At 50.6% G+C, this 25,606-nt stretch carries 18 protein-coding genes; 15 read left to right on the plus strand and 3 right to left on the minus strand.

Features of this window, described 5'->3' with window-relative positions; translation table 11 throughout:
• Nucleotides 1-370: 370 nt before the first annotated feature.
• Nucleotides 371-1,381 (minus strand): class 1 fructose-bisphosphatase, encoded by a 1,011-nt coding sequence (gene fbp / locus ACR9Y8_RS05335; RefSeq protein WP_481212203.1) that lies wholly within the window; start codon nucleotides 1,379-1,381, stop codon nucleotides 371-373.
• Nucleotides 1,382-1,525: 144 nt separating this feature from the next.
• Between fbp and ACR9Y8_RS05340 the strand changes: the two genes are divergently transcribed.
• The 15 genes from ACR9Y8_RS05340 to ACR9Y8_RS05410 all read left to right on the plus strand — a co-directional run bounded on the left by ACR9Y8_RS05340 (nucleotide 1,526) and on the right by ACR9Y8_RS05410 (nucleotide 22,608).
• Nucleotides 1,526-2,791 carry an aspartate kinase gene (locus ACR9Y8_RS05340; RefSeq protein WP_481212204.1) on the plus strand — a complete coding sequence of 422 codons (1,266 nt, stop codon included), beginning with the start codon at nucleotides 1,526-1,528 and terminating at the stop codon, nucleotides 2,789-2,791.
• 129 nt (nucleotides 2,792-2,920) lie between these two features.
• Nucleotides 2,921-3,127 carry a hypothetical protein gene (locus tag ACR9Y8_RS05345; RefSeq protein ID WP_481212205.1) on the plus strand — a complete coding sequence of 69 codons (207 nt, stop codon included), beginning with the start codon at nucleotides 2,921-2,923 and terminating at the stop codon, nucleotides 3,125-3,127.
• A 71-nt stretch (nucleotides 3,128-3,198) separates the two neighbouring features.
• Entirely contained in the window at nucleotides 3,199-5,634 is a 2,436-nt protein-coding gene (locus tag ACR9Y8_RS05350; RefSeq protein ID WP_481212206.1) for a TonB-dependent receptor domain-containing protein, read from the plus strand.
• Between the two features lie 209 nt (nucleotides 5,635-5,843).
• Nucleotides 5,844-6,434 (plus strand): RNA polymerase sigma-70 factor, encoded by a 591-nt coding sequence (locus ACR9Y8_RS05355; RefSeq protein WP_481212207.1) that lies wholly within the window; start codon nucleotides 5,844-5,846, stop codon nucleotides 6,432-6,434.
• 164 nt (nucleotides 6,435-6,598) lie between these two features.
• Nucleotides 6,599-7,642: a FecR family protein gene (locus ACR9Y8_RS05360; protein ID WP_481212208.1), complete on the plus strand. Its 1,044-nt coding sequence runs from the start codon at nucleotides 6,599-6,601 to the stop codon at nucleotides 7,640-7,642.
• A 46-nt stretch (nucleotides 7,643-7,688) separates the two neighbouring features.
• The gene (locus tag ACR9Y8_RS05365) at nucleotides 7,689-11,204 is read left to right on the plus strand and encodes a TonB-dependent receptor (protein WP_481212209.1); all 3,516 of its coding nucleotides are present in this window, start codon (nucleotides 7,689-7,691) and stop codon (nucleotides 11,202-11,204) included.
• A 10-nt stretch (nucleotides 11,205-11,214) separates the two neighbouring features.
• Entirely contained in the window at nucleotides 11,215-12,840 is a 1,626-nt protein-coding gene (locus ACR9Y8_RS05370; RefSeq protein WP_481212210.1) for a RagB/SusD family nutrient uptake outer membrane protein, read from the plus strand.
• Between the two features lie 28 nt (nucleotides 12,841-12,868).
• A complete protein-coding gene (locus ACR9Y8_RS05375) occupies nucleotides 12,869-14,014 on the plus strand; it encodes a SusE domain-containing protein (protein WP_481212211.1) in 1,146 nt (381 codons plus the stop codon).
• A 148-nt stretch (nucleotides 14,015-14,162) separates the two neighbouring features.
• Nucleotides 14,163-15,293, plus strand: a complete 1,131-nt coding sequence (locus ACR9Y8_RS05380) for a glycoside hydrolase family 76 protein (RefSeq protein ID WP_481212212.1) — start codon at nucleotides 14,163-14,165, stop codon at nucleotides 15,291-15,293.
• A 275-nt stretch (nucleotides 15,294-15,568) separates the two neighbouring features.
• Nucleotides 15,569-16,630 (plus strand): sensor histidine kinase, encoded by a 1,062-nt coding sequence (locus ACR9Y8_RS05385; protein WP_481212213.1) that lies wholly within the window; start codon nucleotides 15,569-15,571, stop codon nucleotides 16,628-16,630.
• Nucleotides 16,617-17,327: a LytR/AlgR family response regulator transcription factor gene (locus ACR9Y8_RS05390; RefSeq protein ID WP_481212214.1), complete on the plus strand. Its 711-nt coding sequence runs from the start codon at nucleotides 16,617-16,619 to the stop codon at nucleotides 17,325-17,327. The genes ACR9Y8_RS05385 and ACR9Y8_RS05390 overlap by 14 nt, the downstream gene beginning before the upstream one ends.
• Nucleotides 17,328-17,396: 69 nt before the next feature.
• Nucleotides 17,397-17,633, plus strand: a complete 237-nt coding sequence (locus ACR9Y8_RS05395) for a hypothetical protein (RefSeq protein ID WP_481212215.1) — start codon at nucleotides 17,397-17,399, stop codon at nucleotides 17,631-17,633.
• Between the two features lie 291 nt (nucleotides 17,634-17,924).
• A complete protein-coding gene (locus ACR9Y8_RS05400; RefSeq protein WP_481212216.1) occupies nucleotides 17,925-18,404 on the plus strand; it encodes a hypothetical protein in 480 nt (159 codons plus the stop codon).
• 134 nt (nucleotides 18,405-18,538) lie between these two features.
• Entirely contained in the window at nucleotides 18,539-20,347 is a 1,809-nt protein-coding gene (locus tag ACR9Y8_RS05405) for a transglutaminase domain-containing protein (RefSeq protein ID WP_481212217.1), read from the plus strand.
• 32 nt (nucleotides 20,348-20,379) lie between these two features.
• Complete coding sequence (locus ACR9Y8_RS05410) at nucleotides 20,380-22,608, plus strand: DUF3857 domain-containing protein (protein WP_481212218.1); 2,229 nt, start codon at nucleotides 20,380-20,382, stop codon at nucleotides 22,606-22,608.
• Between the two features lie 20 nt (nucleotides 22,609-22,628).
• Here the strand turns inward: ACR9Y8_RS05410 and ACR9Y8_RS05415 are convergent, their stop codons facing one another.
• Both ACR9Y8_RS05415 and nuoM read right to left on the minus strand, forming a co-directional pair.
• Entirely contained in the window at nucleotides 22,629-24,068 is a 1,440-nt protein-coding gene (locus ACR9Y8_RS05415) for an NADH-quinone oxidoreductase subunit N (protein ID WP_481212219.1), read from the minus strand.
• Nucleotides 24,069-24,079: 11 nt separating this feature from the next.
• The gene (gene nuoM, locus ACR9Y8_RS05420; RefSeq protein ID WP_481212220.1) at nucleotides 24,080-25,597 is read right to left on the minus strand and encodes an NADH-quinone oxidoreductase subunit M; all 1,518 of its coding nucleotides are present in this window, start codon (nucleotides 25,595-25,597) and stop codon (nucleotides 24,080-24,082) included.
• Nucleotides 25,598-25,606 lie beyond the last annotated feature (9 nt).

The raw sequence follows: 25,606 nt of genomic DNA on the forward strand, positions 1-25,606 counted from the left end.
TCCCTGCTGACCGCCTCAAAGACTAATGCAATTTTACCCCGGATCAAGTCCATCTCATGTCCACCTCATGTCCACCTCACCTTCAGTTCTACATAGGTTTTACTGGCCGTTTACATGCCGAATGCTCCTGGTGTTAATTTAGTACCAGCTTAGTAAGAGTTTAGTGAGTACTTAGTAAGGGTATAGTGAATACTTAGTAAGTGCTTAGTCGTACTTAGCAAGCGTTCCATTTGAGCGCCATCTGGTCCTACCTATACTAAAAGCGTATGCCAGCCCGGATAAAAGCGCATCTCTCTAAGATAAAAGCGCATTTACGCAAACTGGCAACCGACAACTAATAACTGATAACTGATAACTGATAACTGATAACTTATTTCGTAACAATTTGCTGCCACGTATCCATCATCGCCTTCGATCCTATAAAAATAGGCACCCGCTGATGCAGTTGGGCAGGCTTCAGCTCCAGCAGCCGCTGACGGCCATTGGCCATCGCTACCCCACCGGCTTTTTCCATAATGAAGGACATCGGATTACATTCATAACAAAGGCGCAAACGCCCGGCAGCAAATTTGCCAAAGGCAGGATACATGAAAATACCGCCCTGTATCAGGGTGCGGTGTACCTCCGCCACCATACACCCTACAAAACGGTGACGGTAGATCTTGTCGTGGTCGGTCCGGGCCAGGAAATGATCAATAGACTTGCGGATCGGCTGGTCATACAGGTGGTAATAACCGATGTTCACTGAAAAGATATCGCTCTCCTGCGGGCATTTCAGGTTGGGGTGCGACAAACAGAACTCGCCGATAGAAGGGTCCAGCGTAAAGCCCTGCACACTGCGCCGGGTAGCATACACCAGCATGGTAGAAGAACCGTAAATAATATACCCTGCCGCTATCTGCTGCGTGCCCGGCTGCAGGAAATCCTCCAGCTCGCAACGGCTGCCGTTGGGGCTCAGGCGGCGGTATACAGAGAAGATAGTGCCGATGGAAACATTCACATCGATATTGCCCGACCCGTCCAGGGGGTCCAGCAGCACCACGTATTTGGATTGTTTGGAATATTCGTCCTCAAAGGGGATAAAGCTCTCATTTTCTTCGGAGGCCACCCCGCAGCAGTAAATGCTGGTCTGCAGGGAGCTGATAAACTGCTCATTGGCAAATTCGTCCAGCTTTTTCACAGATTCCCCCTGCACATTGGTCCTCCCGGCCTCTCCCAGTATATCCGCGATACCGGCCTTGTTCACTTCCACATTCACCCTTTTGGCCGCCAGTCCAATATCCCGTAATAAACCGGATAATTGTCCTGTGGCGCCGGGATAGTTCCTTAGCTCCTGGATAGTAAATTCATCTAAGGTCATTACTTTCTGCTTGTTGTTCATAGCGTTATACGGGTTTGAGTAGAACGAATATAACGTAAATACCAATTTTAACGAAACTGTCATTTCTCATAAAACAGATTTTTAAACAATTTCAAAGTTGCCGTACTTTGCGAAATATTTTTTTAACAGAAGAAGTTTTGCCCTATGAAGGTTTTCAAATTTGGTGGTGCAAGTTTAGAAAGTATTGAACGCATCCGGAACGTGGGTGCCATTGTGCAGTCGTTCCCCGACGAACAGCTGCTGATCGTGATCTCCGCCATGGGCAAGACCACCAACGAGCTGGAGAAGGTGGCCCAGAACTTCTTCCTGCGTAAAAGGGAGATCGCCGCCCAGCTGCTCTATAATATTGAACAACAGCACGTAGAGATAGCCGCCGCCCTCCTGGGTACCCGCGAACATCCCCTCTTCCAGCAGCTGCAGCAGTTCTTTACCGAGGCCGAATGGACCCTGGGAGAAAAGCCCCTGCGCACCTACGATTACTATTACGACCAGCTGGTAAGCCTGGGTGAGCTGCTGAGCACCGCCATCGTAAGCGCCTGGTTTAACCACGCCGGGATCCAAAATACCTGGCTGGATGTGAGGGATATCTTCCGTACCGACGACAATTTCCGTGACGCCAATATCGACTGGGCCTTTACCCAGCGTAACATCACCGAAAAAGTACTGCCCCTCTTCAAAGACGTCAATATCGTGATCGCGCAGGGCTTTATCGGCAGCACCGACCAGAACGAAAGCGTAACACTGGGCCGCGAGGGCAGCGACTACTCCGCCGCCGTATTCGCCAACATGCTCGACGCCGAAAGCCAGACCATCTGGAAAGATGTGGAAGGGCTCAAGAACGCCGATCCCAAACAGTTCGCGAACACCATCAACATACCCGAGATCGGCTATAGCGAGGTGATAGAAATGGCCTACTACGGGGCGCAGGTAATCCACCCCAAAACCATCAAGCCCTTACAGAACAAGCAGATCCCCCTGTATGTAAAATGCTTCCTGAACAAAGACCTGCCCGGCACTGTGATCCGGGAAGATGTGGACCATACCAAGCTGCCCCCCATCATCGTGCTTAAAAAGAACCAGGTGCTGATCACCCTTACCTCCCGCGATTACGCCTTTATTACAGAAGATAAGATCAGTGACATCTATGATATCTTCCACAGCCTGAAGATCAAGATCAACCTCATGCAGAATGCCGCCATCAGCTTCTCCTGCTGTATAGACAACAACCCGGAAAAGATAGAACAGCTGATAAAAGCCATCCACCATGACTTTAAACTGTCCTATAACGAAGGGCTGGAGCTCCTCACCGTACGCTATTCAAAAGACGGCCTCCTGGATGAGCTGAGCAACGGCAGAACGGTGCTGCTGGAACAGAGATCAGCCATTACCGTTCAGCGCATTTTAAAGTGAGGGAGGTCCTCCATCAAACCATCCTTCATAATCCGCTGTTCATCCCGTCCGTACTACATTTTATCACTTTTTTCCGCAACCAGTGCAACCTTTCTTTAACTTGCTCGTCTTTAGTATAAACAGCAAAAAATGCGAAAGGTAATGCTCCTGTTATTGCTATGTATAGTTATCCTGGCATTCAGTACCTGGAGAGATCGCTCTATTCAGTCACCAACCCCTGTCAGTGAAGAGTTGCGCCCCGAAATGGTGCCTTTTTATATGGTCTCTTTCAGCATTACCAAATTCAATTCAATACCTAAAAAATGCAACGGTACCAACACACTTAACAAGATCTGACGACCAACAAGCAATTATCTAAACTGTAGGCTTTATAACATTAAGACATCACTCCTATCATTGGTGAAATTATGACCAGAAGTATACTTAGCGGGCTTTTGCTGCTCCTGACATTCCATACATTGTTTGGGCAGACAAAGCCACAAGGAAAGATCACGATTAAAATAACAGACGACAAGAACGCACCCCTCGCCTTCGCAAATGTGCTGGTACGCCAGGTGAAAGATACCTCACTGGTAAAAGGTGAGCTGAGCGACGAAAAGGGCAATGCCACTATCGACAATATCCCCGCTGGCCACTATTTCGTCCAGGTAACCCTGATGGGATATACGCCCGGAAAAAGCGCGCCTTTCACCATTGACGCATCCCATAAGACCATCGCACTCAACGCATTGCAGCTGAACCAGCAGGCTAAGAACCTGCAGGCAGTCAACGTTACGGCACAAAAGCCCTTCATAGAGCGTAGCGCCGGTAAAACCACCCTTAACGTGGAAAGCAGCGTTACTTCAGCAGGCAACAGCGTACTGGACCTGCTCAGGAAAGCTCCGGGCGTTACCATCGATAAGGATGATAACGTGCTCATTAAAGGCAACCAGGGCGTAACAGTGATGATAGACGGCAAGCTCACCTATCTCTCCGGCGAGCAGCTGGCCAACCTGCTGAAAAGCACACCAGCCGAAACCATCTCCCAGATAGAGATCATTACCACCCCCAGCGCCAAATACGACGCCGCGGGCAATAACGGTATCATCAACATCAAAACAAAAAAAGGACAGCTCACCGGTACCAATGGCACCGTCAACGCCAGCATGGGCTTCGGCAGGTATCCTATCTACAACGCAGGCACCAATCTCAACTGGCGTACCACGAAGTTCAACCTCTTCGGTAACTTCAACTATGGCGACCGCCGCTTCTTTACCCTGCGCGAGCTGTACCGCAATATCTCCGGCGATGAACCGATGCTCTTTCACCAGAATATCTTCCAGCGTAACCGCTTTAACAACCGCAACTTCAAAACCGGTTTCGACTACTTCATCAATAAACAGCATACGGTAGGCGTGCTGGTGAACGGCTATTTCAACGCCTTCCGCAACAGCATGTACAGCAATACCGATATCGGCGATCCTATTGGTAAGGTAGATTCCACCCTCAATACCCTGACCACCAACAACAATCGTTTCAATAATATAGCGGTGAACCTGAACTATAAAGGTCAGCTGGACACCAGCGGCACGGAGATCAGCTTTGATGCAGACTTCAGCCGTTTTAACAACCACCGCAAGCTCAACCTGTCAGACAGCCTGTTCGACTATCACCTGGATAAAATACGTAACCCCAACGGTATCCGGAACGATGGCCGTACGCGGGTAACCATCAAAAGCCTGAAAACAGACCTGGTACTGCCCTTTAATAAGAAGTCTAAACTGGAAGCCGGCCTGAAAGCCAGCTTTGTGGAAACTGATAACAAGCTCCAGTACGACTCCCTGAGAGGAAAGGACTATGTGCCCGCTCCCTCGCAGAGCGATCGTTTCATCTATAAGGAGAATATCCTCGCCGCTTATTCCTCCTACAAGATCACCCTGGGTAAATTCGACGTCGTAGCAGGCCTCCGCCTGGAAAAGACCATCTCAGAAGGTACTTCCGTGAGCCTGAAGAGCACGATCAAACGTAATTACCTCGACTTCTTCCCCAACTTTTCTGCGGATTATAAGTTCACGGAAGATCATAAACTGGGGATCGCCTACTCCCGCCGCATAGAACGCCCGGGATACAACTGGCTCAATCCCTTCCTGTTCTTCCTGGACAAATACACCTATTTCCGCGGTAACCCTTACCTGAAGCCGGAATACACGGATAACACAGAACTTTCATACACCTTTAAGCAAAAGTATATCTTCACCATAGGCTATGCCTATACCCGGAACCTGATCAACGAGATCCTCCTGCAGGACGATAGCACCAAGATTACAACCAGCACCAACCTCAATTTCAACAACCTGAGAAACTATAACCTGGCGCTTACCCTGCCCTTTGACGTCACCAAATGGTGGAACTCCAGTACTAACCTGAGCCTGTTCTACAACGTATACGACCTGACAACAGACAACATTAATTATAGCGGCAACAAGCTGCAGTATTATTTTAACACCACCAATACCTTTACCCTTCCCCACAACATGAAGGCGGAAGTAGGGGGTTATTATTACTCCAAGTTCCTGGAAGGCATCTTCCATGGCAAAGCCCAGTACGACATCAACCTGGGCCTGCAAAAAGAGCTGATGAACAAGAAGCTCACCATCAAAGGGAATGTCAATAACATCATCCGCCGCGGCAGCCAGTTCAACGGCTACGCCCTCTACAACAATGTAGACACCCGGATCAAAAATACCTGGAACACTACTACCTATACGCTCTCCCTCACCTACCGCTTTGGTAACAACGAGATCAAAGGCGCCAGGGAACGGCAGACGGGCAGCTCAGATGAGCTGAAGAGAGCGGGGAATTAATTTGGTTTGAGGTTTGAAGTTTGAGGTTTGAAGTTCGTTCCAGGTTGAATGTCTTGGACGACTGTGCCAGGCAGACACGCCTGTCCGGAACTTTTAACCTTTAACGAACTTCAAACCTCAAACTTCAAACCTCAAACTTTTTTTTATTTCTTGTAAGTATTTTTCCCAATTTCGCTGTCTATAAAAGAAATCCACCTCCCAGCAGGGCTATGAACAGTGCTAACATTCAAGAGTGGCAGCAACAAATTGCACGTTATGGTAACGAACAAGCCTTTTCGGAACTGTTCCGCCATTTCTATGACCGCCTCCTCCGCTTTAGCATGCAATACGTTCACGTCCGCGAAGCCGCCGAAGAGATCGTCTCCGACGTATTCGTCAAGATCTGGAACCGCCGCCAGGCCCTCGAAGAAGTAGCCAACCTGGAAGTCTACCTCTTCATCGCCATCAAGAACCACTCCCTCAATTACCTGGAACAATATTCCGCCCTCCGTATCGCGCCCCTTACCGATACCGGGATCTCCCAGCTCACCAACAGCATCGATCCTGAACGCAGCATGGAATGGAAAGAGATCCTCTTCAAGCTTGACCAGGAAGTAGACCGCCTGCCCGACCAATGCCGTAAAGTATTTAAGCTGATCAAAGAAGAAGGCTTCAAATATAAAGAAGTCGCCGAGATCCTTAACATCTCCCCGCGTACCGTGGAAACACAGCTCTTTCGCGCCATGCGCCGCCTCAATGAAACCATCGGCCCTTATCTCTCCAACAACAAACCCGGCGGAAAAAAAATATTTCCCTTGTAAGTAATTCTTTCAGTTTCGCTGTCCTTCTCATGGTTGCAGTTTGAAGTTTGACGTTTGATGTTTGAAGTTCAGAACAGGTGTGCCTTCATGGCGCTTTGATGCTGAACCTTCAACTTCCAACGAACCTCAGACCTCAAACTTCAAACCTCAAACCAAAAACATCTATGTTAAACGAAGACCCATTCATCACACTCGTCACCAAAAAACTTGCAGGAGAAGCCTCTCCGCAGGAACTGCAGCTGCTCGACACCCTGCTGCAATCCGACGAACATTTACGAGAGCGTTACACCATCCTGCAGCAATACTTTGCAGAAACCGCCCAACGTTCCTCCAGCAATGCCGAACAGGCATTACAACGTACACTGGCCCGGATCCAGCCATCTGCTGCTCCTGTGCCTATCACCCCATCAAAGCACCGCAAGACCTTAAAACGCAGCATCTACATCGCCACCAGCGTGGCTGCCGCCGTAGTGCTCTTACTGGGCGTATCCTGGCTGCTCCGCCGCCAGCAACCCACGAGGCAATACACAGCAGCGCACAACGACACGTCCACCTGGCAAAACCGCCAGAACGGCAAAGCCACCAAAGCCATCCTCGAGCTGACCGATGGCAGCAAGATCTGGCTTAACGCAGACAGTAAGCTCACCTATCCCGAAGTCTTCGCCGGCGCTTCGCGCGAAGTATTCCTGGAAGGAGAAGCTTTCTTTGAAGTGGCCAACAACGAAACAAAGCCCTTCATCATCCACCTGCACAAAGGTACCATCAAAGTGCTCGGCACCTCCTTCAATATACGCGCCTATGAGAACGAACCGGTACAAACCTCCGTTACCACAGGCAAAGTAGCCTTCATTCCTAAATATGATGACAGTAGTAAACACCAGCCTGACACCATTCTCATCACGCCCGATGTAAAAGTGACCTTCACCCAGCAAACCGGCAATATTGTGAAAGAGAACACCACCAGCGAAGATGATAAAGCCTGGACAGAAGGACGCCTGGTATTCCGCAACGCCACACTGGAAAGCATTACCATGGAACTGGAAAGGACCTTCGGCAAGAAAGTAAAGTTCAATGCCGAAACACCGAAACAGTATCGCCTGACAGGTTCCTTCCAGCATAATTCCCTGGAGGAGATCATGTTCTACCTGGCCAGGTCACGCGCATTCCACTACGAAATCACCGACACCACATTGACCATAAACAACTAATTATTCACTGTTCATTATTTATTATTTAATGCTAAAAGTCCACGCTATGAGAGTAAAATCTCTACTTGCACTCCTTTCGCCTTCTATCCGTTCATGGTGCTTACCGCTGGTCACTTGCATGGCATTGCTCAACATGCTCGACCTTAAAGCGCAGGTGGCATATGCTTACAGCATGCCGCCGCCGCACCGCGACCAACAGGAAAAACACAATGAAAGGCCGCTTGAAAGCCGCATCAGCCTTCAGGTAAAGAACGAGCACCTCGCACAGGTGCTGGAAAAGATCGAGCAGCAAACCACCTACGTGTTCGTTTACTCAAACGATCTTGTCAAAACCGCCCAACGCATCTCACTGGATGTAAAAGACAAACAGCTGAGCGAGGTACTGCCCATGCTCCTGTCCCCACTCAACGTGAGCTATGAGCTGATCGATAACAAGATCATCCTCCGCCAGGGAAACGAGCCAGCAGCTGAATTTCAGCAGCAGCAGGAAGTTACCGTCAACGGCCGCGTGGTAGACGATAAGGGAGAAGGTATCCCGGGCGTGAACATCCGCCTGAAAGGCGCTACCATCGGCACCACAACAAACGAAGACGGTTTTTTTACGCTAAAGGTCCCCAGTGGGCAAGCCAATGGTACCTTGGTATGCTCTTCCATTGGCTACACGGCAACGGAAGTGGGGATCAACGGCAGAACTAACATAACCGTGGTATTGGAGTCAGACTCCAAGGAATTGGGAGAAGTGGTGGTAACCGCCTATACCACACAGAGAAAAGGACAGGTAACCGCCGCTATCAGCACGGTGGCCACCAAGGATATCACCAGCCGTCCCAGCGCCAACATGTTCCAGGCATTGCAAGGCCTCGCGCCTAACCTCACCATTCAGCAGAACACCGCTGAACCGGGCGCCGCGCTCAACCTGAACATCCGCGGTGTAGGCAGCCTCACCGGCAACGCGCCGCTCATTATCATCGATGGAGTACAGGCAGGCCGTACAGGCTTACAGAACCTGAACCCTTATGATGTGGAAAGCATCTCTGTATTGAAAGATGCTGCTTCTTCCGCTATCTACGGTTCACAGGCGGCCAATGGCGTTATCTATATTACCACCAAAAGAGGTAAGACAGATCAGAAGCCCAGCGTGCAATACAACGGTATGTACGGCTTGCAGACGCCCACTACCCTGCCCCGCCAGGTAGAAGCATGGGAATACATGACCATGAAGAACGAAGCCCTGGTGAACTCTGGTAAAACACCACAATACTCTTCACAGGATATTCAGTACTGGCATACACGTGGCTCTGAACCAGCCATGCTCCGTGAGCTGATCCGCAACACCACGCCACAGCAAAACCATAGCGTGAGCGTTACCGGCGGCGGTAAAACCAGCAGCTACCTCCTCTCCCTGGGATATGTGAACCAGGGTAATATGCTGCAGAACAAATGGCTGCCGGCCGACCAGGATTTCTACTACAAACGCTACAACGCCCGCGCTAACATAGGCATCGACGTTAGTAAGTATGTAAAAGTAGCCGCCAACATCGCCTACACAAAATCCTACTTCCGTACCCATCCCTTTGATATGGGCATCCTGATGCGCGACGCCATGCGCGTGCCCCGCACCAATCCCGTGAAAGATTCACTGGGCAACTGGGTTGTACCCTCCCTCACCAGCAACAGCGTATTTGCCCAGCTGGCAGAAGGTGGTTACAAACTGAATGAAGTAGATAACCTGATGGGCGGTGTAGATATCACCATCACACCGGTGAAGAATTTCAGGCTGAACTTCAATGCATCCGGCGTGTACAACATCGATAACGAGACCCGCCGCATCAACAGGTTCACTTATGCGCCTTACTATACAACGGCCAACCCGCCACAGTTTGACGAGCTGCATAACCAGGAATACAAAGACCTGAACACCAACGTATACGCTACCGCTGAATACGAGAACACCTTCTTCAAGCAGCATTACGTAAAAGCCCAGGTAGGCGCCCGTAGTGATGCTATCAACGAGAATTACGGCCTGCGTGCAGACCGTATCGGCACCACCAACCTGGATGACGACTGGGCCATCGGCGGCGGCTACCGCCCCAAGCCCGACGGCACTTTCGACTACGGCAGCCTCAATGACTATAACGAGATCCGCAACCCGAACCTCTACGCGCTGAACTCTCTCTTCGGCAGGGTGAACTACGCTTTTGATAACAAGTACCTGGCAGAATTCACCTGGCGCTACGATGGTTCTTCCAAGCTGGCCCCTGGCCACCGCTGGCAGTTCTTCCCTGCATTCTCGCTGGGATGGCGGGCTACCGACGAAGACTTCCTGCAGTACGTAAAGGACAATATCGGCAATGTGAAGTTCCGCTTCTCCTGGGGCCAGGTGGGCAACTCCAACATCGGTGGGTTTAACTACCTCGCAAGGGTGAACCTGAACCAGGGATACTATTCCTTTAACAATGCTCCTGTAACAGGCGCGGTGTTCTCTACCTACAATGATCTGCTGCAGTGGGAGATCTCTACCATGACCAACTACGGTATTGATGCTGATTTCTTCAACGGCAAGCTGACCGCTTCCTTTGACTATTTCAACAAAAACACCACCGGTATCTATCTCTTCCAGACCGTGCCCGGTACCGCAGGCGTAACTACAGACCAGGAAAAGTCTCCGCTGGAGAACGTAGGCACCGTCAACAACAAAGGCTGGGAACTGGCCCTTACTTACCGTACCAACACCGGTCCTGTAAGCCATTCCTTCGGGTTCAACATATCGGATAACCTGAACAAGGTGGTGAAGTTTGGACAGCAATCCGTTCGTGGTAGCGACTATGCCTATATCATCAAAGAGGGCTTCCCGATCGCTTCCTACTACGGCTACAAATCAAACGGCCTTTATCAGAACCTCGATGATATCAAGAATGCGCCCAAAGTGCCTTTTGCTTACAACCAGCAGGTAATGCCCGGCGATATCCGCTACATTGACCGCAACGGCGATGGCGTGATAGATGCCGACGACCGCTACATCTTCGGCAATCCATTCCCACGATACACCTTCGGTTTCACTTACAACGTAGCATGGCATGGCTTTGACCTCAGCATGTTCTGGCAGGGCGTAGGCAAACGCTCCCAGTTCCTGCGCGGCGATATCGTGGAAGCTTTCCACAACAACGAAGACCACGCCTTTGTACAGCACCTGGATCGCTGGACGCCCACCAATCCTGGCGCCAGCTATCCCCGCCTCACCATCGGTACCGCAGATGCCAACAACTTTGCTTATTCAGATTACTGGATGTTCGACACAAAATATCTCCGCCTGAAAAACCTGCAGCTGGGTTATACCCTGCCTCGCTCCATTACAGGCAAGGTCAATATGGAAAGCTTAAGGATCTACTTCACCAGCCAGAACCTGATCACCATCATGCCTAAACGCTTCCGCGAACTGGGTGTGGATCCGGAGTTCACACAATATGATGATAAGCTGAGCAACAGCGCCTATAACCCGATCGCGGGCCGTAACTATCCCAATGCTGCTACATACGCCATTGGCCTGGATGTAAAATTTTAAAGTGTAAAGCATGAAAAAACTACTCATAATATCCTGTTTCGCCTCAACGCTCTTCTCCTGCCGCAAGCTGGACCAGCCGATCACGCGCGAGTTCACCGAAACAGCCTACTGGCGGGATGCAAAAGATGCACAGGACGCCCTCGCCGCCTGCTATGAACATCTCTCCAAAGATGATTACTTCTTCGGCAACGAAGGCCTGAGCGATAACGCCTACGTGAACGGCAGCGGCTACCAGAATGTTACCGCCATTGCCAACGGCGGCTATGACCCTTCCAACGGAAGAGTAACAGATACCTGGGGCTACTATTATACCACCATCCGCAGGTGCAACAACCTGACAGAGAACATCGGCAAAGTGCCTTCACTGGACAGCACGCTCAAACGCCGCATCACCGCAGAGGCCCGCTTCATACGCGCCTACGCATATTTTGAATTACTCAACTGGTATGGGGACGTACCTTTTTTCACCAACGTGATCTCTATGGATGATTCACGTACCATCAGCCGTACCGCCAAAAACCAGGTGCTGCAATTCGTGCAGACCGAGCTGGCAGGCATCCGTAACGATCTGCCCACCAATGATTACAGCGGTGCCCCCGGCGGATACGCTGAATCAGACAGAGGCCGTATTACCCGCGGCGCCGCCATCGCCTTCAGCGCCCGTGTGCACCTTTACGCTGGCGAATGGCAGGCCGCAGCTTCCGACTGTGAGCTGCTCATGAACAGCGCCAGCAACGGCACCTACAGCCTGATGAGCGATTACAGCAGCATCTTCACCGTTGCCAATGAATACAACCGCGAAGTGGTGCTCGACCTGCAATACGGTGGTGGCCGCACTTACGACCGTCAACGCTCGTTCATGCCGCAAACAGTAACGCAGTTAAGGAGCGTGCTGGTGCCCACACAAGACCTGGTGGATGACTACATCATGCTGAATGGCAAAGGCATTAAAGAAGCCGGTTCCGGTTATAACGAAAGCGCTCCCTACACCAGCAGGGATCCCCGCTTCGAAGCCACCATCCTGCATCACGGCTCTACGGTAACAGACTTCACCGGTGCACAGCAAACCATTCTTACACAGCCTGGTTCCAACCCGGCAACTAATACCGTGGATGACCAGGGCGCCTCTCCTACCGGTTATTATTTCCAGAAATATTACGACCGTTCTGCTACGAACTATCAGTCTTCACTCAACCTCATCATGATCCGCTACGCAGAGGTACTGCTTACGTATGCCGAGGCCAAGAATGAGCTGAACCAGATGAACGCAGCGGTATGGAATCAAACTATCCGCGCTTTACGGGTACGCGCCAAATTCACTGACGCAGGCGCTACCGAGTTCAATGCAGCGCTGACGCAGGCACAGCTGCGCGATGTGATCCGCCGCGAAAGAAGAGCAGAACTGGCTTTTGAAGGCCTCCGCATCTTCGACATCCGTCGCTGGAAAATAGCAGACCAGGTAATGAACAAACCTGTAAGAGGCATTAAAGTAACATCAGGCGCTTTCAATAAAGACCCTAACGGGTACATCATCGTGGAGAACCGCGGGTTTAACAACCCCAAACACTACCTGTGGCCGGTGCCCACATTTGAACGCGACCAGAACAATAATCTCGGACAAAACCAGGGTTGGTAACAATTGTACTACTATTAAAATTCCGTTTATGCAAAAACGTTTGATACATACTATCGCTATACTTCCTTTCGTGATGGGCATGCTGCTGAGCGCCTGTAAAAAAGACGACTATAAGCTGAACACAAACCTGCAACCGGTGAGCAGGCTCACTGCGCCTGCAGATAACAAATTTGTAAAGCTGCAGCCCGCCACCAGCGCCACTGTTAGCTTTGAATGGGACCAGGCCCGTGCAGAAGATGGCTCTCTCGTACTGTATGAAGTAGCCTTTGATAAGGAGAGCGGCGACTTCTCCAATCCTATCGCTAAATACACCTCTGATGGCGGAGGCGTGCAGAATAAACTGTCTCTCTCCCACAAAGAGCTGAACAGCATTGCAGGCGCAGCCGGCATTCCTGCCCTGGGCACCGGTAAGCTGAAATGGACCGTACTGGCCGCCAAAGGATATAATGTACAGCAAGCTGCTGCCAGCCGCCTGCTGGAGGTGGAAAGGCCCAACGGCTTTGCCGAGATCCCGGTAGACGTGTTCCTCACCGGTGATGCCACAGAAGCAGGTGCAGACCTGTCCAAAGCTATCCGCATGAAGATGATCACCAGCGGCGTGTTTGAACTGTATACTTCCCTGAAGGATGGTAAGTTCCATTTCACCGACCGTAACACCGGTACGCCTACTACTTATTCGCTGGAAGGCACCGTGCTGAAAGAAGGCGGTGAATCCACCCACACCGGCGGCACCAAAGTATACCGCCTGCGGCTCGACTTTAACAACACCGTTGTTACCGCCACGGAGATCACCGGTATGGGCCTCTGGTTTGCGCCTAACAACCAGATCATGTTCGACCTGACCTACTCCGGCAATGGTACCTTCTCTGCTTCCAACCAGGTGATCACCTTCAAACAGGAATCCTGGGGCCGCGATGAGCGCTATAAGTTCCGCATCAACACCAAGACCGCCGATGGCGCCGACGCACAGGAATGGGTAGGCAGCTCCAATGCTGACAACTCCCGCCCAACTGCCGCTACGCCCCTGTCGTTCTGGAACCTGTATCCCATCACCAACAACGACCAGTGGAACTACTGTTATAAATTCAAAACAGAAGTGGATACAAAGGCCTGCGATGTAAAAGTGTACTTCTATAACGACAAAGCCTATACCCACGAAGTAATAGTTCTTTAACAGTTGCCAGTTGCCAGTTGTCAGTTGTCAGTCGAAAGTTGACAGTCATCAGTGATCCACACTCGCTGCATTTAAACTTACGACTTACGACTTACGACTGACAACTGACAACTGACAACTTACCACTGACAACTTACAACTGATAAACATGAAATATTCTTTTCTAATAGTACTACTCTCCCTCGCCTTCACTTCCTGCTTGAAAGAGCCGAAAGATGAAGGCCCCGGACCGGGCGCAAACAAAGCAGTGTACAAATTCGACTGGCCTGCCATCGCAGATTCAGCACAAGCTTCGCTGACCGGCAACTTTTACAATGCCGGCGGCAAATATTTCAACGCCAACAATGCAGGTAACCTTACCTTCAATTACTGGCCCAATGCACATGCACTGGATGTGCTGCTGGATGCTTACATCCGTACCAACAACGACGCCATTAAAGGCAAAATGAGCGAGCTGCTGGATGGTATGAAAGCAAAGAACGGCAACACCTATATCAATCACTTCTACGATGATATGGAGTGGATGACACTTGCCTGCCTGCGGGCCTATGAAGCCACGCGGGACGACCGCTATAAAGCCACTGCGCAGCTCTTATGGAACGATATCAAAGGAGGCTGGGATGATACCTGGGGCGGCGGTATTCACTGGAATAAAGACAAAAGCAAGAACTACAAGAACACCCCTGCCAATGCGCCCGCGGCCATCATCGCAGCCCGTATGTACCAGGTAACCCACGATGCGGCCGACCTGGAATGGGCCAAAAAGATCTACCAGTGGCAGAAAACCACCCTCGTAGATCCTGCCAGCGGCCTGGTTTGGGATGGCATCAACCGCGAAGGCAACGGGGCCATTGACAAGAACTGGAAATTCACCTATAACCAGGGCGTTTTTATCGGCGCAGGGGTAGAGCTCTATAAGCTCACCGGCGAACAGGCTTACATCAGCGATGCGCTGAAAACTGCCAACAATGCGCTGGGCGGCGATTTCACACAAAATAACATCCTGAAGGCGGAAGGCGGTGGCGACGGCGGCCTGTTCAAAGGCATACTGGTACGCTATCTCATGCTGCTCATCACCGATGGTGACATCAGCAGCACAGACAAAACAAAGTTTGCCAACTTCCTGAAGCTGAACGCTGAAACGCTCTGGCTGCAAGGCACTACCAGGCCGCAGGTGCTCTTTAATACCGCATGGAACAGCACAGCTACCACTACCGATATGACCACGCAGCTAAGCGGTTGTATGTTGCTCGAGGCAGTAGCCAGACTTGAGGAATAGTTGGTTTGAAGTTTGAGGTTTGAGGTTTGAGGTTTGAGGTTTGAGGTTTGAGGTTTGAAGTTCGTTGGAGGTTGCAGGTTCCGGACAAGTGGACCGTCCTGTAACTAGCGCCTGAGCTTATAACAGTTATTGAACCTCTAACTTCTAACGAACTTCAAACCTCAAACCTCAAACTTCAAACCTCTAATCGTTGTTGCCGGCTTTTCATCCATCGAAAACTGTTATTGGTCCCCTTTATGCAGTAATACCCGTCTTTTTTACGATTTTTGGATCGCATGAAACGGGTATTGCTGCATATTTTATTTTGGGTGGTCTACATACTGCAGGACTCTCTGCTGGAATTCCTTTGGGTAGGCCCCGCCCTGCCAGGCCTTTCTGAAGGCGCACGCTTTTCCATGGCCCTGCAGGCCGCTATCTCTGTGGCCATCCTGAAAATGCTGTTTGCCTATTTTGTGATCTATGTGTCCGTGAACCGCCTGCTGGAGGACAAAGCCCGCCTCTGGCAGGAAGTGGCCAAAATAGCGGGTGTCTTTCTCGTTATATTGGTGCTGTACCGGCTTACCTACAATTACTTCATTTACCCGCGCGTTTACAACGGACTGCTGAAAACCAAGCCCCTTTTTGCCATAGCCAGCGTGCTGCTGGGCATTATGGACATGGGCTTTGTGAGCGGCACCGTTGTGACCCTCCACCTGTTGCGCATCCAGCTAAAAGGCAAGGAACGGGAAAAGAACCTGGTAAAGGAAAAGCTGGAAACAGAGCTGAAGTTCCTCCGTAACCAGATCAATCCCCACTTCCTCTTTAACACCCTGAATAATATCTACGGACTGGCCCGTAAAAAATCAGACCATACCGCCGAGATCGTGATGAAGCTCTCCAAGCTGCTGCGCTTCATGCTCTACGAAACAGGCAAAAGCAACATCCCGGTTTGCGATGAGATCAAAATGCTGGACGATTACCTGGAACTGGAAAAGATCCGCTACAACAAAAGACTGAGCGTTACCTTTAATAAAGAAGTGGATAACGGCAGCTACCCTGTAGCGCCGCTCCTGCTGCTGCCTTTCGTGGAAAATGCCTTTAAACACGGCGTCAGTGAATCGCGCATGGATGCTTTTGTTTATATTGACCTTCGCTTACAGCAGGGCGTGCTCACCTTCCTGGTAGAGAACAGCAAAGAGAACGGCAACGGCAATGCCATCACCGATAACATTGGCCTGAGCAACGTACGGCGCCAGCTGGAGCTGATGTACAAGGAATATAAACTGGATGTGCAGGACCAGCAGAACAGGTTCAAAGTGCACCTTACCATAAACCTGGACAGCCATGCAAAAATATAGTTGCATCATCGTGGAAGACGAGCCCCTGGCGGCCGAAGTACTGGAAGACTACATTAAACAGGTTCCTTTCCTGCAGCTCAAAGGCATCTGCAGCGATGCCATCTATGCCATGGATATGCTGCAAAAGGAGAAAATAGACCTTATTTTCCTCGATATCCATCTGCCCAAGCTCAAGGGCTTCGACTTCGTAAAAGCGCTTAAAAACCCGCCCCAGGTGATCATTACGTCCGCCTACCAGGAGTATGCCCTGCAGGGCTATGAGCTGAATGTGGTGGATTACCTGCTGAAACCCATTGAGTTCAGCCGCTTCCTCATGGCGGTCAATAAACTGAAGCAGGCCGCAGCCCCCGTCTCGCCTGCCGCCACAACAGCTGCCAGGCCAGAAAGACTGCACCTCTTCTTCAACGTCAGCAAGAAGAAAGTAAGGGTCTACCTGGATGAGATCCTCTACATCGAAAGCATGAAGGAATACATCCGCATCGTCACGCGCGACAAAACCATTCTTACCAAGTTCCAGATCGGGCAGATCGAAGAGCTGCTGGCCCGTAATAATTTCCTGCGGGTACACCGCTCCTTCATCGTCGCCAAAGACAAGATAGAGGCCTTTACCGCTACCGACGTAGAAGTGAACGGAAAGCCCATCCCCATCGGCAGAAGTTATAAAGAACTGGTAGTAAGTGTATTGGAACAACCCTGAGGCCTATACGATATTACCCTTCCTTTTAAACAAAAAGGTATTATATTTACGAAAAATATAATACAACACATGGACGCGATCACTCCCGAGCGGCTTTTGTCATTAGGCTTTCATTTCCTGGAAGGTAACAAGTACTATAAGATAGAAGTAGGTAAAACCGCCTTTGGCGTAGTACAGAAAGGCGGCACCTGGATGTGCTCTCCCATTCCCATGCAGTTTGCATCACTCCTGAGCGTAACCACTATAGACGACATAGACAGCATTATTTTTCACAATACCGGTATTCATCTGCCCTCCATCAACTGATCAGGGGCGCCCACCTGCTATTTCCAACCTCCCACCGTTGCTTTGCAACGGACCAACGCCGCACAGGGGCTGCAATCCCCCTTATAATACTCCCTGCCTGTTCCCCGTTGACTTGTCTGCATTCCTTGCAGGCCCATCCCTACATTTGTACTGCCAAAATGCTCGTTCAGCCAGCTGCATCTCTCCTTCCGCCGGATGTAAAGTGCTGAATCAACAAACAAGGTATCCTGTATCGCTCATAACAAAATCTGAATCTGTTACGGGAACCATGCCCTTTAAACCTATTTGAATATGCCTTCATTTTCATTCAACATTGTTCTGCGTACCGGCCTTATAGCCGGTACACTGGATATTCTCGCTGCCATCATCGTTTATGCCGTGATCCTGGACAAAGCAACCGCTGTGCAGATACTGCAAGGTATTGCCAGCGGTATTTTTGGCCGGGGAGCTTACGCAGGCGGCACTGCCATGGCAGTCACCGGGCTGCTGTTCCACTACATGATAGCCATGCTCTTTACCATTGGCTACTACCTGGTGTATCCCTACCTGCCCTTCCTGCATAAACAGGCCATCCTGAGCGGTGTGCTGTACGGCGCCATCGTCTGGACGATCATGAACGTGGTGGTCCTGCCGCTGTCCGCCTATAATCGCCCTCCCTTACGGTTCGGCCCTTCCCTCCTGGGTATGCTGATCCTTATGCTCGCCATAGGGATCCCGGTGGCTACCATGGCCGCCAGGTATTTCAGCCGCCAAACCAACGCTCATACATAAATTTATTTTTACAATATGAAGATTTGGTATATTTGTCCAATTCCTTGGGACAATTACTATGAAAAGATATCCCTGTTACCTGATCTTCAGTATCATACTGACAACCAATACGCTAATTACAAACGCTAACCCTGATGACAATACGAACATTACCATCCGGGAGAAAACAGAGAACATACACTTTCACCACGGGCGATGATGAGCACCCGGTACAAATAAGACAGGAAAGCCGTACGGTTTACAGCTGTAATGAGTTCCGAACTTCGGTGCCATACGTAGCTTTCTACGATGATCTGAGCCGGATCGACGAGCTGCGCGTGTATGTGAACGGCAGCCGTAATAAGTACATCAATCCGCAATACCAATACTATTCCGTCGATAACATCTTTTACTCCGACGCGCGGGTCTGCTTCTTCAGCCTGCCCCTGGAGAAAAAGGGCACGGAAAGCGTGGTAGAAATGGAGAAAACCATGCTGGACCCACGCTATTTTACCAGCATCTATTTCAATGAAGCATATACCACCGGGCAGAAAGAAATAAAGCTGGTTGTGCCCCGCTGGATGAAAGTAGAGCTGAAAGAGATGAACTTCGCTGGCGCAGCCATACAGCAACAAAAAGAGTACAACGAAAAGGCCGACGCCGACATCTATACCTATCGCGCATCCGGCCTGAAAGCCCGCGTAAGCGAACCGCAGTCGCCCGGCCCCTCCTACGTATATCCACACCTGTTAATCCTCTCCCGGTCTGCCGAAAATAAAAAAGGTAAACAGCAGTATTTCAATAAAGTAGACGACCTCTATGCCTGGTACAAAAGCCTGGTACAGAAGATCGGTAACGATCCTGCCGCTATAAAGACCAAAGCCCTGGAGATCACGAAAGGCGCCGCCACTGATCTGGACAAGATAAAGATGGTGTATAACTGGGTGCAGGATAATATCCGCTACATCGCTTTTGAAGACGGCATCGCCGGCTTTAAACCGGAGAAAGCACAGGAAGTGCTGCAACGTAAATACGGCGATTGTAAAGGCATGGCCAACCTTACCAGCGAGCTGCTGAAAGCCCTCGGCTTTGACGCCCGCCTCTGCTGGATAGGCACCAATCACATTGCCTACGATTACAGCACTCCCTCCATGGCAGTAGACAATCACATGATCTGCGCCGTGAACTATAACAACAAACGCTATTTCCTGGATGCCACTGAAACCTATATCGGCTTCGACCAATACGCAGAACGTATCCAGAACCGCCAGGTACTGATAGAGAACGGCGACGCCTTCATACTGGACCGCATCCCCTCCGGCAGCTATCAACAGAACCTGCAATATGAAAAACGCACTTTACAGGTTGACGGCGCCAGCCTGAAAGGTAAAGCAGAACAACGCTGGACAGGCGAAAGCAAAGAGTTCCTGCTCACACAGGTACATGGCATCAAGACCGAAAAGCTGCAGGACGCATTGCTGCAATACCTGTCTGATAGCGACAGCAAATACGTGCTGGGCAAGCTGCAAACTTCCGATCTCCACAACTGGAACACTGATATGCAGATCTCCTATGAGCTGCAGCACCAGGACGCGGTTACCAGCTTTGGCAATGAAATGTACATCGAGCCCGATTTCCGCAAAGAGTTTTCGGGGATGGATATCGATACCGCTAAAAGAACACAGGACTGGCTGTTCAGCTACAAATATCATGTAGTGAATGAAACCAGTATTGACATACCTGCCGGGTACAAGATCCAGGCGCTACCGGAAGCACTGCACATCGATCATAATGGCTATGCGTTTTCCATCAGCTATCAGCAGCAGGGCAATAAGATCGTCTATAAAAAAGACCTGTCCATTCGTAATACCCGCCTGCCCAAAGCAGCTTTTCCGCAATGGAACCAGGATATTGAGCAGCTGAAAAAGACCTATGAACAACAGATCATATTCACTAAAAAATAAGACCTATACATTTCATCCGCTAATCATTTCACATGAGATCATTTATACGTTTATGCCAGGCAACAATAGCCGCCTTACTGTTGTTATCCCCCTACCTTGTTTCCGCACAGCAACGGAACAATGAACAGTATAAAAAATACGCTGCCCAGGTACAGAAAGAAGTATGGGCATGGGATATTCCTGCCTTCAAAAAGCCTGACCTGGCCGCTGCAGACAGCAAGGCTTCTGCTGTTATACTGGCCAAACATGAAGAGATCAAAGGCACTACCCAGAAAAAGCTGAGAGGGATCTCGCTCGTCGTGATCAAAGACCTTATTTATATCAGCACCGTAAGGCAAATGGTGAAGATCAATGATAAGGCTGCACTGGACGACTACTCTGAACTAAGCTATCAGCAATTTGAAACTGACAACGCTTATTTCAAATGGCGGGGCGCTACCACCACCGTAGGCGCACGCATCCTGAAACCGGATGGAACGATCAAAGAAGTGAATATAGATGAGGCGGTATCAGTGAAAGATGAAAGAACAGATAAGCAACGCAAGCTCGCCATCCCCGATCTGCAGGTAGGCGATGTGCTGGACTATTTTATAAGAGTGGAAAAACAGACGGATACCTACAACGAAGAGAAAGAGATCTTTGTTTTTGGCGATGATAAACCAATTCAGCATTACTCTGTTCACTGCGAATTCTCTGATCAATATGCCATCGAATACCGCTCCGTGAACGACGCGCCTGAATTCAAGGTAAAACGCAACGACGATGACGATATCATCATGGACATGGAAATGAAGAACATTCCTGCCCGCCCTATCAGCTTATGGATGTCGCCCTACCGCCAGCTGCCCATTGTGCGCATGAATGTGATGAAAGGCGGCGTTGGCAAGAACGGCCGCAAATCCGGTGAAGTGTACCACAACCCGGCGATAGACGAGTTCAAGGATGATGTTCGTCTCGAGCTGGCCTCCAGGAACACCTATTCATTAGCCTCCCAATACCATGGCCCCATAGAAGACCAGATCAAGCTGTATAACCGCGAACATAAAACAAAGCTGCCCAAGGATAGCCTTCCCTACTTTGTATACTACGGGCTGCGTTATATGTTCTTTTACCGCGTAAAGCCGCAGGATCCCATCGTGGTAAACCAGCAGCGCAACTACTGGACGCCTAAAGACAACTGGTTCATCTATTACCTGGCCAGGATCTTTAACGGCTTCGATATCCCGCATGAGATCGTATTGGCTACCTCTAAATATGGCCCTGCCCAAAAGGATGTAATGTCTGCAAATGATTATGTTTACCTGGTAAGGACCAAGACCGATAAACCGGTGCTGATGGGATCTGACGGCGTGTTTACAGACGCTACAGAGATCCCCTACCAGTTCGAAGGACAAAAAGCCCCCACGGTAGATACCAGGCGCTTAAAAGTAGATAAAGAGCACGACAACGAGCTGCCGGTCACTATATCAGAAAGCCAGGCGGCTGATAACATACACACAGAAAAGCTGAGCATCAGCCTGGAAGGCAATATGCAGCAGGCTCTGGTAAAACGTACCACTACCCTGAAAGGTCATATGCGGGAAGACGGCCAGAAAGCCCTGCTGCTGTTCGAAGATTATTACGATGTGGAACGCAGGGCCCTGAGCGTAAAGGAATCTTTCATGGAAGAATTTGCAGACAGCCGGAGGAACAGGAGCCTCGCGGAAGAATATACCAACGCATTTGAGAAGGCTCGTAAAGACGAGAAAGAGCAGTTCACCAGCGAGATCAAATCCCAGTTCGACATTGCGCCTAAAGAAGTAAAGGCCTTCCATATCAGCAAAATGGGACTGCGCCATACCGATCCGGATTTTGAATATACTACTGAATTTACCATGGAAGGCTGGGTAAAGAAAGCTGGCAATAACTACATCCTGGATGCAGGCAAGCTGATTGGCGGACAGCTGCAGTTAAAGCCTGAACAACGTAACCGCCAGGTAGATATCTACATGCCCTTTGCCCGTACATTGGACTACAACATTGAATTGCTGATACCCGCCGGATATAAGCTGGAAGGGGTAGAACAGCTGAACCAGCAGGTGGATAACGACTGCGGCAGCTTTATTGTTACCGCTACTACCGCACAGAACAAACTCTTATTAAACGTAAAGAAAGTATATAAGCATGCCTTTGAGCCGGTGGCTAAATGGCCCGAGCTCCTGAAAGTGCTGGATGCCGCTACTGATTTCGGCAGCCGTAAACTGCTGCTTAAAAAAGCATAATCATGCGATGATGGCGCTGATCATTTGATCAGCGTCATCATCTGCTGTATCAGCTGCATCATGGCGGTGGGATACACCCCCAGCCCTACCAGCAGCAATACCACCAGCCCAAGTGTAATATTACCCGCCAGCGGCAGGGAAGGCTTGATAAAGGTACGTTGTGGGCTCTCCGTTGTACGGAACATCATGGCCACAATACGGATATAATAGTACAGACCAATAACACTGTTGATCACCAGCATCAGCAACAGGAACCAGCGGTTCCCATCTGCTCCCGCCATTACGATATAGAACTTGCCGATGAAGCCCGCCGTCAGCGGGATGCCCGCCAGCGAAAGCAACATCACCGTAAATGCCAGCGCCACCCAGGGATAGCGCCAGAACAATCCGCGATAGTCGTCCGCCGTCTCCGCATCCTGCACGCTGCTGCTCATTACGATCAGCACACCGAAGGCGCCTATACTGGTAGGAAAATAAGCAACGAGATAAAACGCGATGGCCTCCAGTCCGGATTGCTTGCCCGCGAGAAAAGCCACCAGCAAATAACCCAGATGCGCAATAGATGAATAGGCCAGCATACGTTTGATGTTCTGCTGGGTTAGGGCCAGCCAGTTGCCCACAAACATAGAAGCCACGGCAGTGATAGCCAGGATCCACCATAGCATCGTGTACTGCGTGCCGTTCACATCCTGGAAGAAGCGGATCAGCACCACCAGCACCCCGCCCTTGGAGATCGTAGCTACAAACGCTGCCACGGGCAATGGTGCGCCTTCATAAATATCCGGCGCCCACATATGGAAAGGCACAATGCCCAGCTTAAAACCAATACCTATCAGCATCAGCCCGAAACCTGCCACCACGGGTAACGGCACCGCGCCTGCCTGCTGCAGGTAAGCGCCGATGCCTGGGAAATCCATATGCCCCGTAAACCCATACACCAGCGCCATACCAAACAGCAGGAATGCGGATGAAATGGCGGCCAGGATCAGGTACTTAATCCCTGCTTCATCCGAACGCTGCCTGGCGCGCAGGTAAGCGATCAGCCCATAGAGGCTGATGCTCAGCATTTCAAGCCCCAGGAACAGCGACATGAAATGCCGGCTGATCACCAATACCAGGGCCCCCGCAGTAGCCAGCAGCAATAACAGGTAGTACTCTTCCTTCCGCTCCTCCCGCTCTTCAAAATAGTTGTAGGATAACAGTACGATGATCAGTCCCGAACCAACAATGGCCCCGCTGTTAAACAGCGCGAACATATCTATCACCACCAGCGGCGCAATGATATGCGGCAACAAGCTCGCCACTGGCACTACAGAGGCCAGCGCCAGCGCATAAGCCAGTAAGGTAAAGTAGTACACCAGGCGGTGATTACGCCAGATAGCTACCAGCAGCATGGCAATCACCGCAGCGCCGCAGATGTTGAGCAAAGGGCCCAGGCTGAGCAGATCGTCGAAGGTCATGATAAATCAATTTATGGATTACGCGAAACGCTGAATACTGAAGGCGGAACGCTGTTTGTATGATCCGGTGCATTGCGGGCGTTCAGCGTTATGCTTTCAGTCTTCAGCATCTTCAATACCGGTTTCGGATATACGCCCAGCCAGATGATCGCCAGCACCAAAGGCGCCAGCATCACCCATTCCCTGAAACCAAGATCAGGCAGGCCAAACTGCCTTTCTGTTTGCCCGAAAAATACTTTTTGCATGATCCGCAGCGAATATATAGTAGCCACCACTAAACCCACTGCAGCCAATACGGTCAGCGCATGGTTAGCCTGCCAGCTGCCTACCAGTATCAGGAACTCGGCAATGAAATTACCCAGTCCGGGCAGCCCCAGAGAAGCCATCACAAAGATCATCGTCACTGTACCCATCGCCGGCAGCGTGGGCCACAACCCTCCCATCCGGCTCAGCTCACGGGTATGGATCCGCTCGTAGAGAACGCCCGCCAGCATGAACAATGCCCCCGTGCTGATACCATGCGTGATCATCTGCATCACTACACCCTGGTAAGCCACTTCGTTGAAAGCAAAAGCACCGAGCAATACAAAGCCCATATGACTTACACTGGTATAGGCCACCAGCCGTTTAAAATCCGGCTGTGCAAAGGCCAGCTGTCCGCCATAGAGGATGCCCACTACTCCCAACAGCATGGCCCAGGGGGCAAACTCCTGGGCCGCTGCGGGAAACAGGGGTAATACAAAACGTAATATGCCATAAGCGCCTGTCTTTAACAGTAGCCCCGCCAGTATTACACTGCCGGCTGTTGGCGCTTCTGTATGCGCGTCTGGCAGCCAGGTATGAAAGGGCACAGCAGGCAGCTTTACCACAAAGGCGATGAGGAAACCCAGCATCAGCCATTGCGCCAGGCCGCGCGCCATTGGCGTATGAAGAAGGTCGAAGTAGTTGAACGTATATACGCCGGTGTTAGCGGCATGTACAAAATACAGTCCCAGGATAGCCAGCAGCATCAGCAAACCTCCTGCCTGGGTAAAGATGAAGAACTTATAGGCAGCATACTCCCTGCGCTCATGGCCCCAGATACCGATCAGGAAATACATGGGTATCAGCATCACTTCCCAGAAGAAGTAGAACAGGAACAGGTCCATGGTCAGGAAAACGCCTGCGATGCCCGTGATCACAAACAGCAGGTTGAAATGGAAAAAGCCTGTACGCGACCTGATCTCATTCCAGGATACCAGCACCGACAATGCGCCCAGGAAAAAGGTCAGCACCAGCATTACCAGGCTAAGCCCGTCCATTGCCAGGTGCAGGGTGATACCAAAACGAGGGATCCATGGCGCCTGCCAGTTATACAGCCATCCACCGCCTGCATCTCCCTGGCTGACCCAGATGCCCGTTACAATAACAAAGTCCAGTAAAAGGCTGGCTAAGGCGATCCAGCGGCACAGCGTTATGCTCCTCGCTGATACCAGCCAGGAAAGCATGGCGCCTATAAGGGGGATGAGTATAATATATAACAGGATCATGCTGCTGTG

The organism is Chitinophaga sp. SVR4-12A (assembly GCF_056754765.1).

What these genes read in the sequence shown, in the direction of transcription:
- ACR9Y8_RS05385 (WP_481212213.1), top strand. Translation starts at nt 15,569, where the DNA reads ATGAAACGGGTATTGCTGCATATTTTATTTTGGGTGGTCTACATACTG.
- ACR9Y8_RS05415 (WP_481212219.1), bottom strand. Translation starts at nt 24,068, where the DNA reads ATGACCTTCGACGATCTGCTCAGCCTGGGCCCTTTGCTCAACATCTGC.
- ACR9Y8_RS05365 (WP_481212209.1), top strand. Translation starts at nt 7,689, where the DNA reads ATGAGAGTAAAATCTCTACTTGCACTCCTTTCGCCTTCTATCCGTTCA.
- nuoM (WP_481212220.1), bottom strand. Translation starts at nt 25,597, where the DNA reads ATGATCCTGTTATATATTATACTCATCCCCCTTATAGGCGCCATGCTT.
- ACR9Y8_RS05405 (WP_481212217.1), top strand. Translation starts at nt 18,539, where the DNA reads ATGACAATACGAACATTACCATCCGGGAGAAAACAGAGAACATACACT.
- ACR9Y8_RS05390 (WP_481212214.1), top strand. Translation starts at nt 16,617, where the DNA reads ATGCAAAAATATAGTTGCATCATCGTGGAAGACGAGCCCCTGGCGGCC.
- ACR9Y8_RS05380 (WP_481212212.1), top strand. Translation starts at nt 14,163, where the DNA reads ATGAAATATTCTTTTCTAATAGTACTACTCTCCCTCGCCTTCACTTCC.
- ACR9Y8_RS05340 (WP_481212204.1), top strand. Translation starts at nt 1,526, where the DNA reads ATGAAGGTTTTCAAATTTGGTGGTGCAAGTTTAGAAAGTATTGAACGC.
- ACR9Y8_RS05400 (WP_481212216.1), top strand. Translation starts at nt 17,925, where the DNA reads ATGCCTTCATTTTCATTCAACATTGTTCTGCGTACCGGCCTTATAGCC.
- ACR9Y8_RS05410 (WP_481212218.1), top strand. Translation starts at nt 20,380, where the DNA reads ATGAGATCATTTATACGTTTATGCCAGGCAACAATAGCCGCCTTACTG.
- ACR9Y8_RS05375 (WP_481212211.1), top strand. Translation starts at nt 12,869, where the DNA reads ATGCAAAAACGTTTGATACATACTATCGCTATACTTCCTTTCGTGATG.
- fbp (WP_481212203.1), bottom strand. Translation starts at nt 1,381, where the DNA reads ATGAACAACAAGCAGAAAGTAATGACCTTAGATGAATTTACTATCCAG.
- ACR9Y8_RS05395 (WP_481212215.1), top strand. Translation starts at nt 17,397, where the DNA reads ATGGACGCGATCACTCCCGAGCGGCTTTTGTCATTAGGCTTTCATTTC.
- ACR9Y8_RS05355 (WP_481212207.1), top strand. Translation starts at nt 5,844, where the DNA reads ATGAACAGTGCTAACATTCAAGAGTGGCAGCAACAAATTGCACGTTAT.
- ACR9Y8_RS05350 (WP_481212206.1), top strand. Translation starts at nt 3,199, where the DNA reads ATGACCAGAAGTATACTTAGCGGGCTTTTGCTGCTCCTGACATTCCAT.
- ACR9Y8_RS05360 (WP_481212208.1), top strand. Translation starts at nt 6,599, where the DNA reads ATGTTAAACGAAGACCCATTCATCACACTCGTCACCAAAAAACTTGCA.
- ACR9Y8_RS05370 (WP_481212210.1), top strand. Translation starts at nt 11,215, where the DNA reads ATGAAAAAACTACTCATAATATCCTGTTTCGCCTCAACGCTCTTCTCC.
- ACR9Y8_RS05345 (WP_481212205.1), top strand. Translation starts at nt 2,921, where the DNA reads ATGCGAAAGGTAATGCTCCTGTTATTGCTATGTATAGTTATCCTGGCA.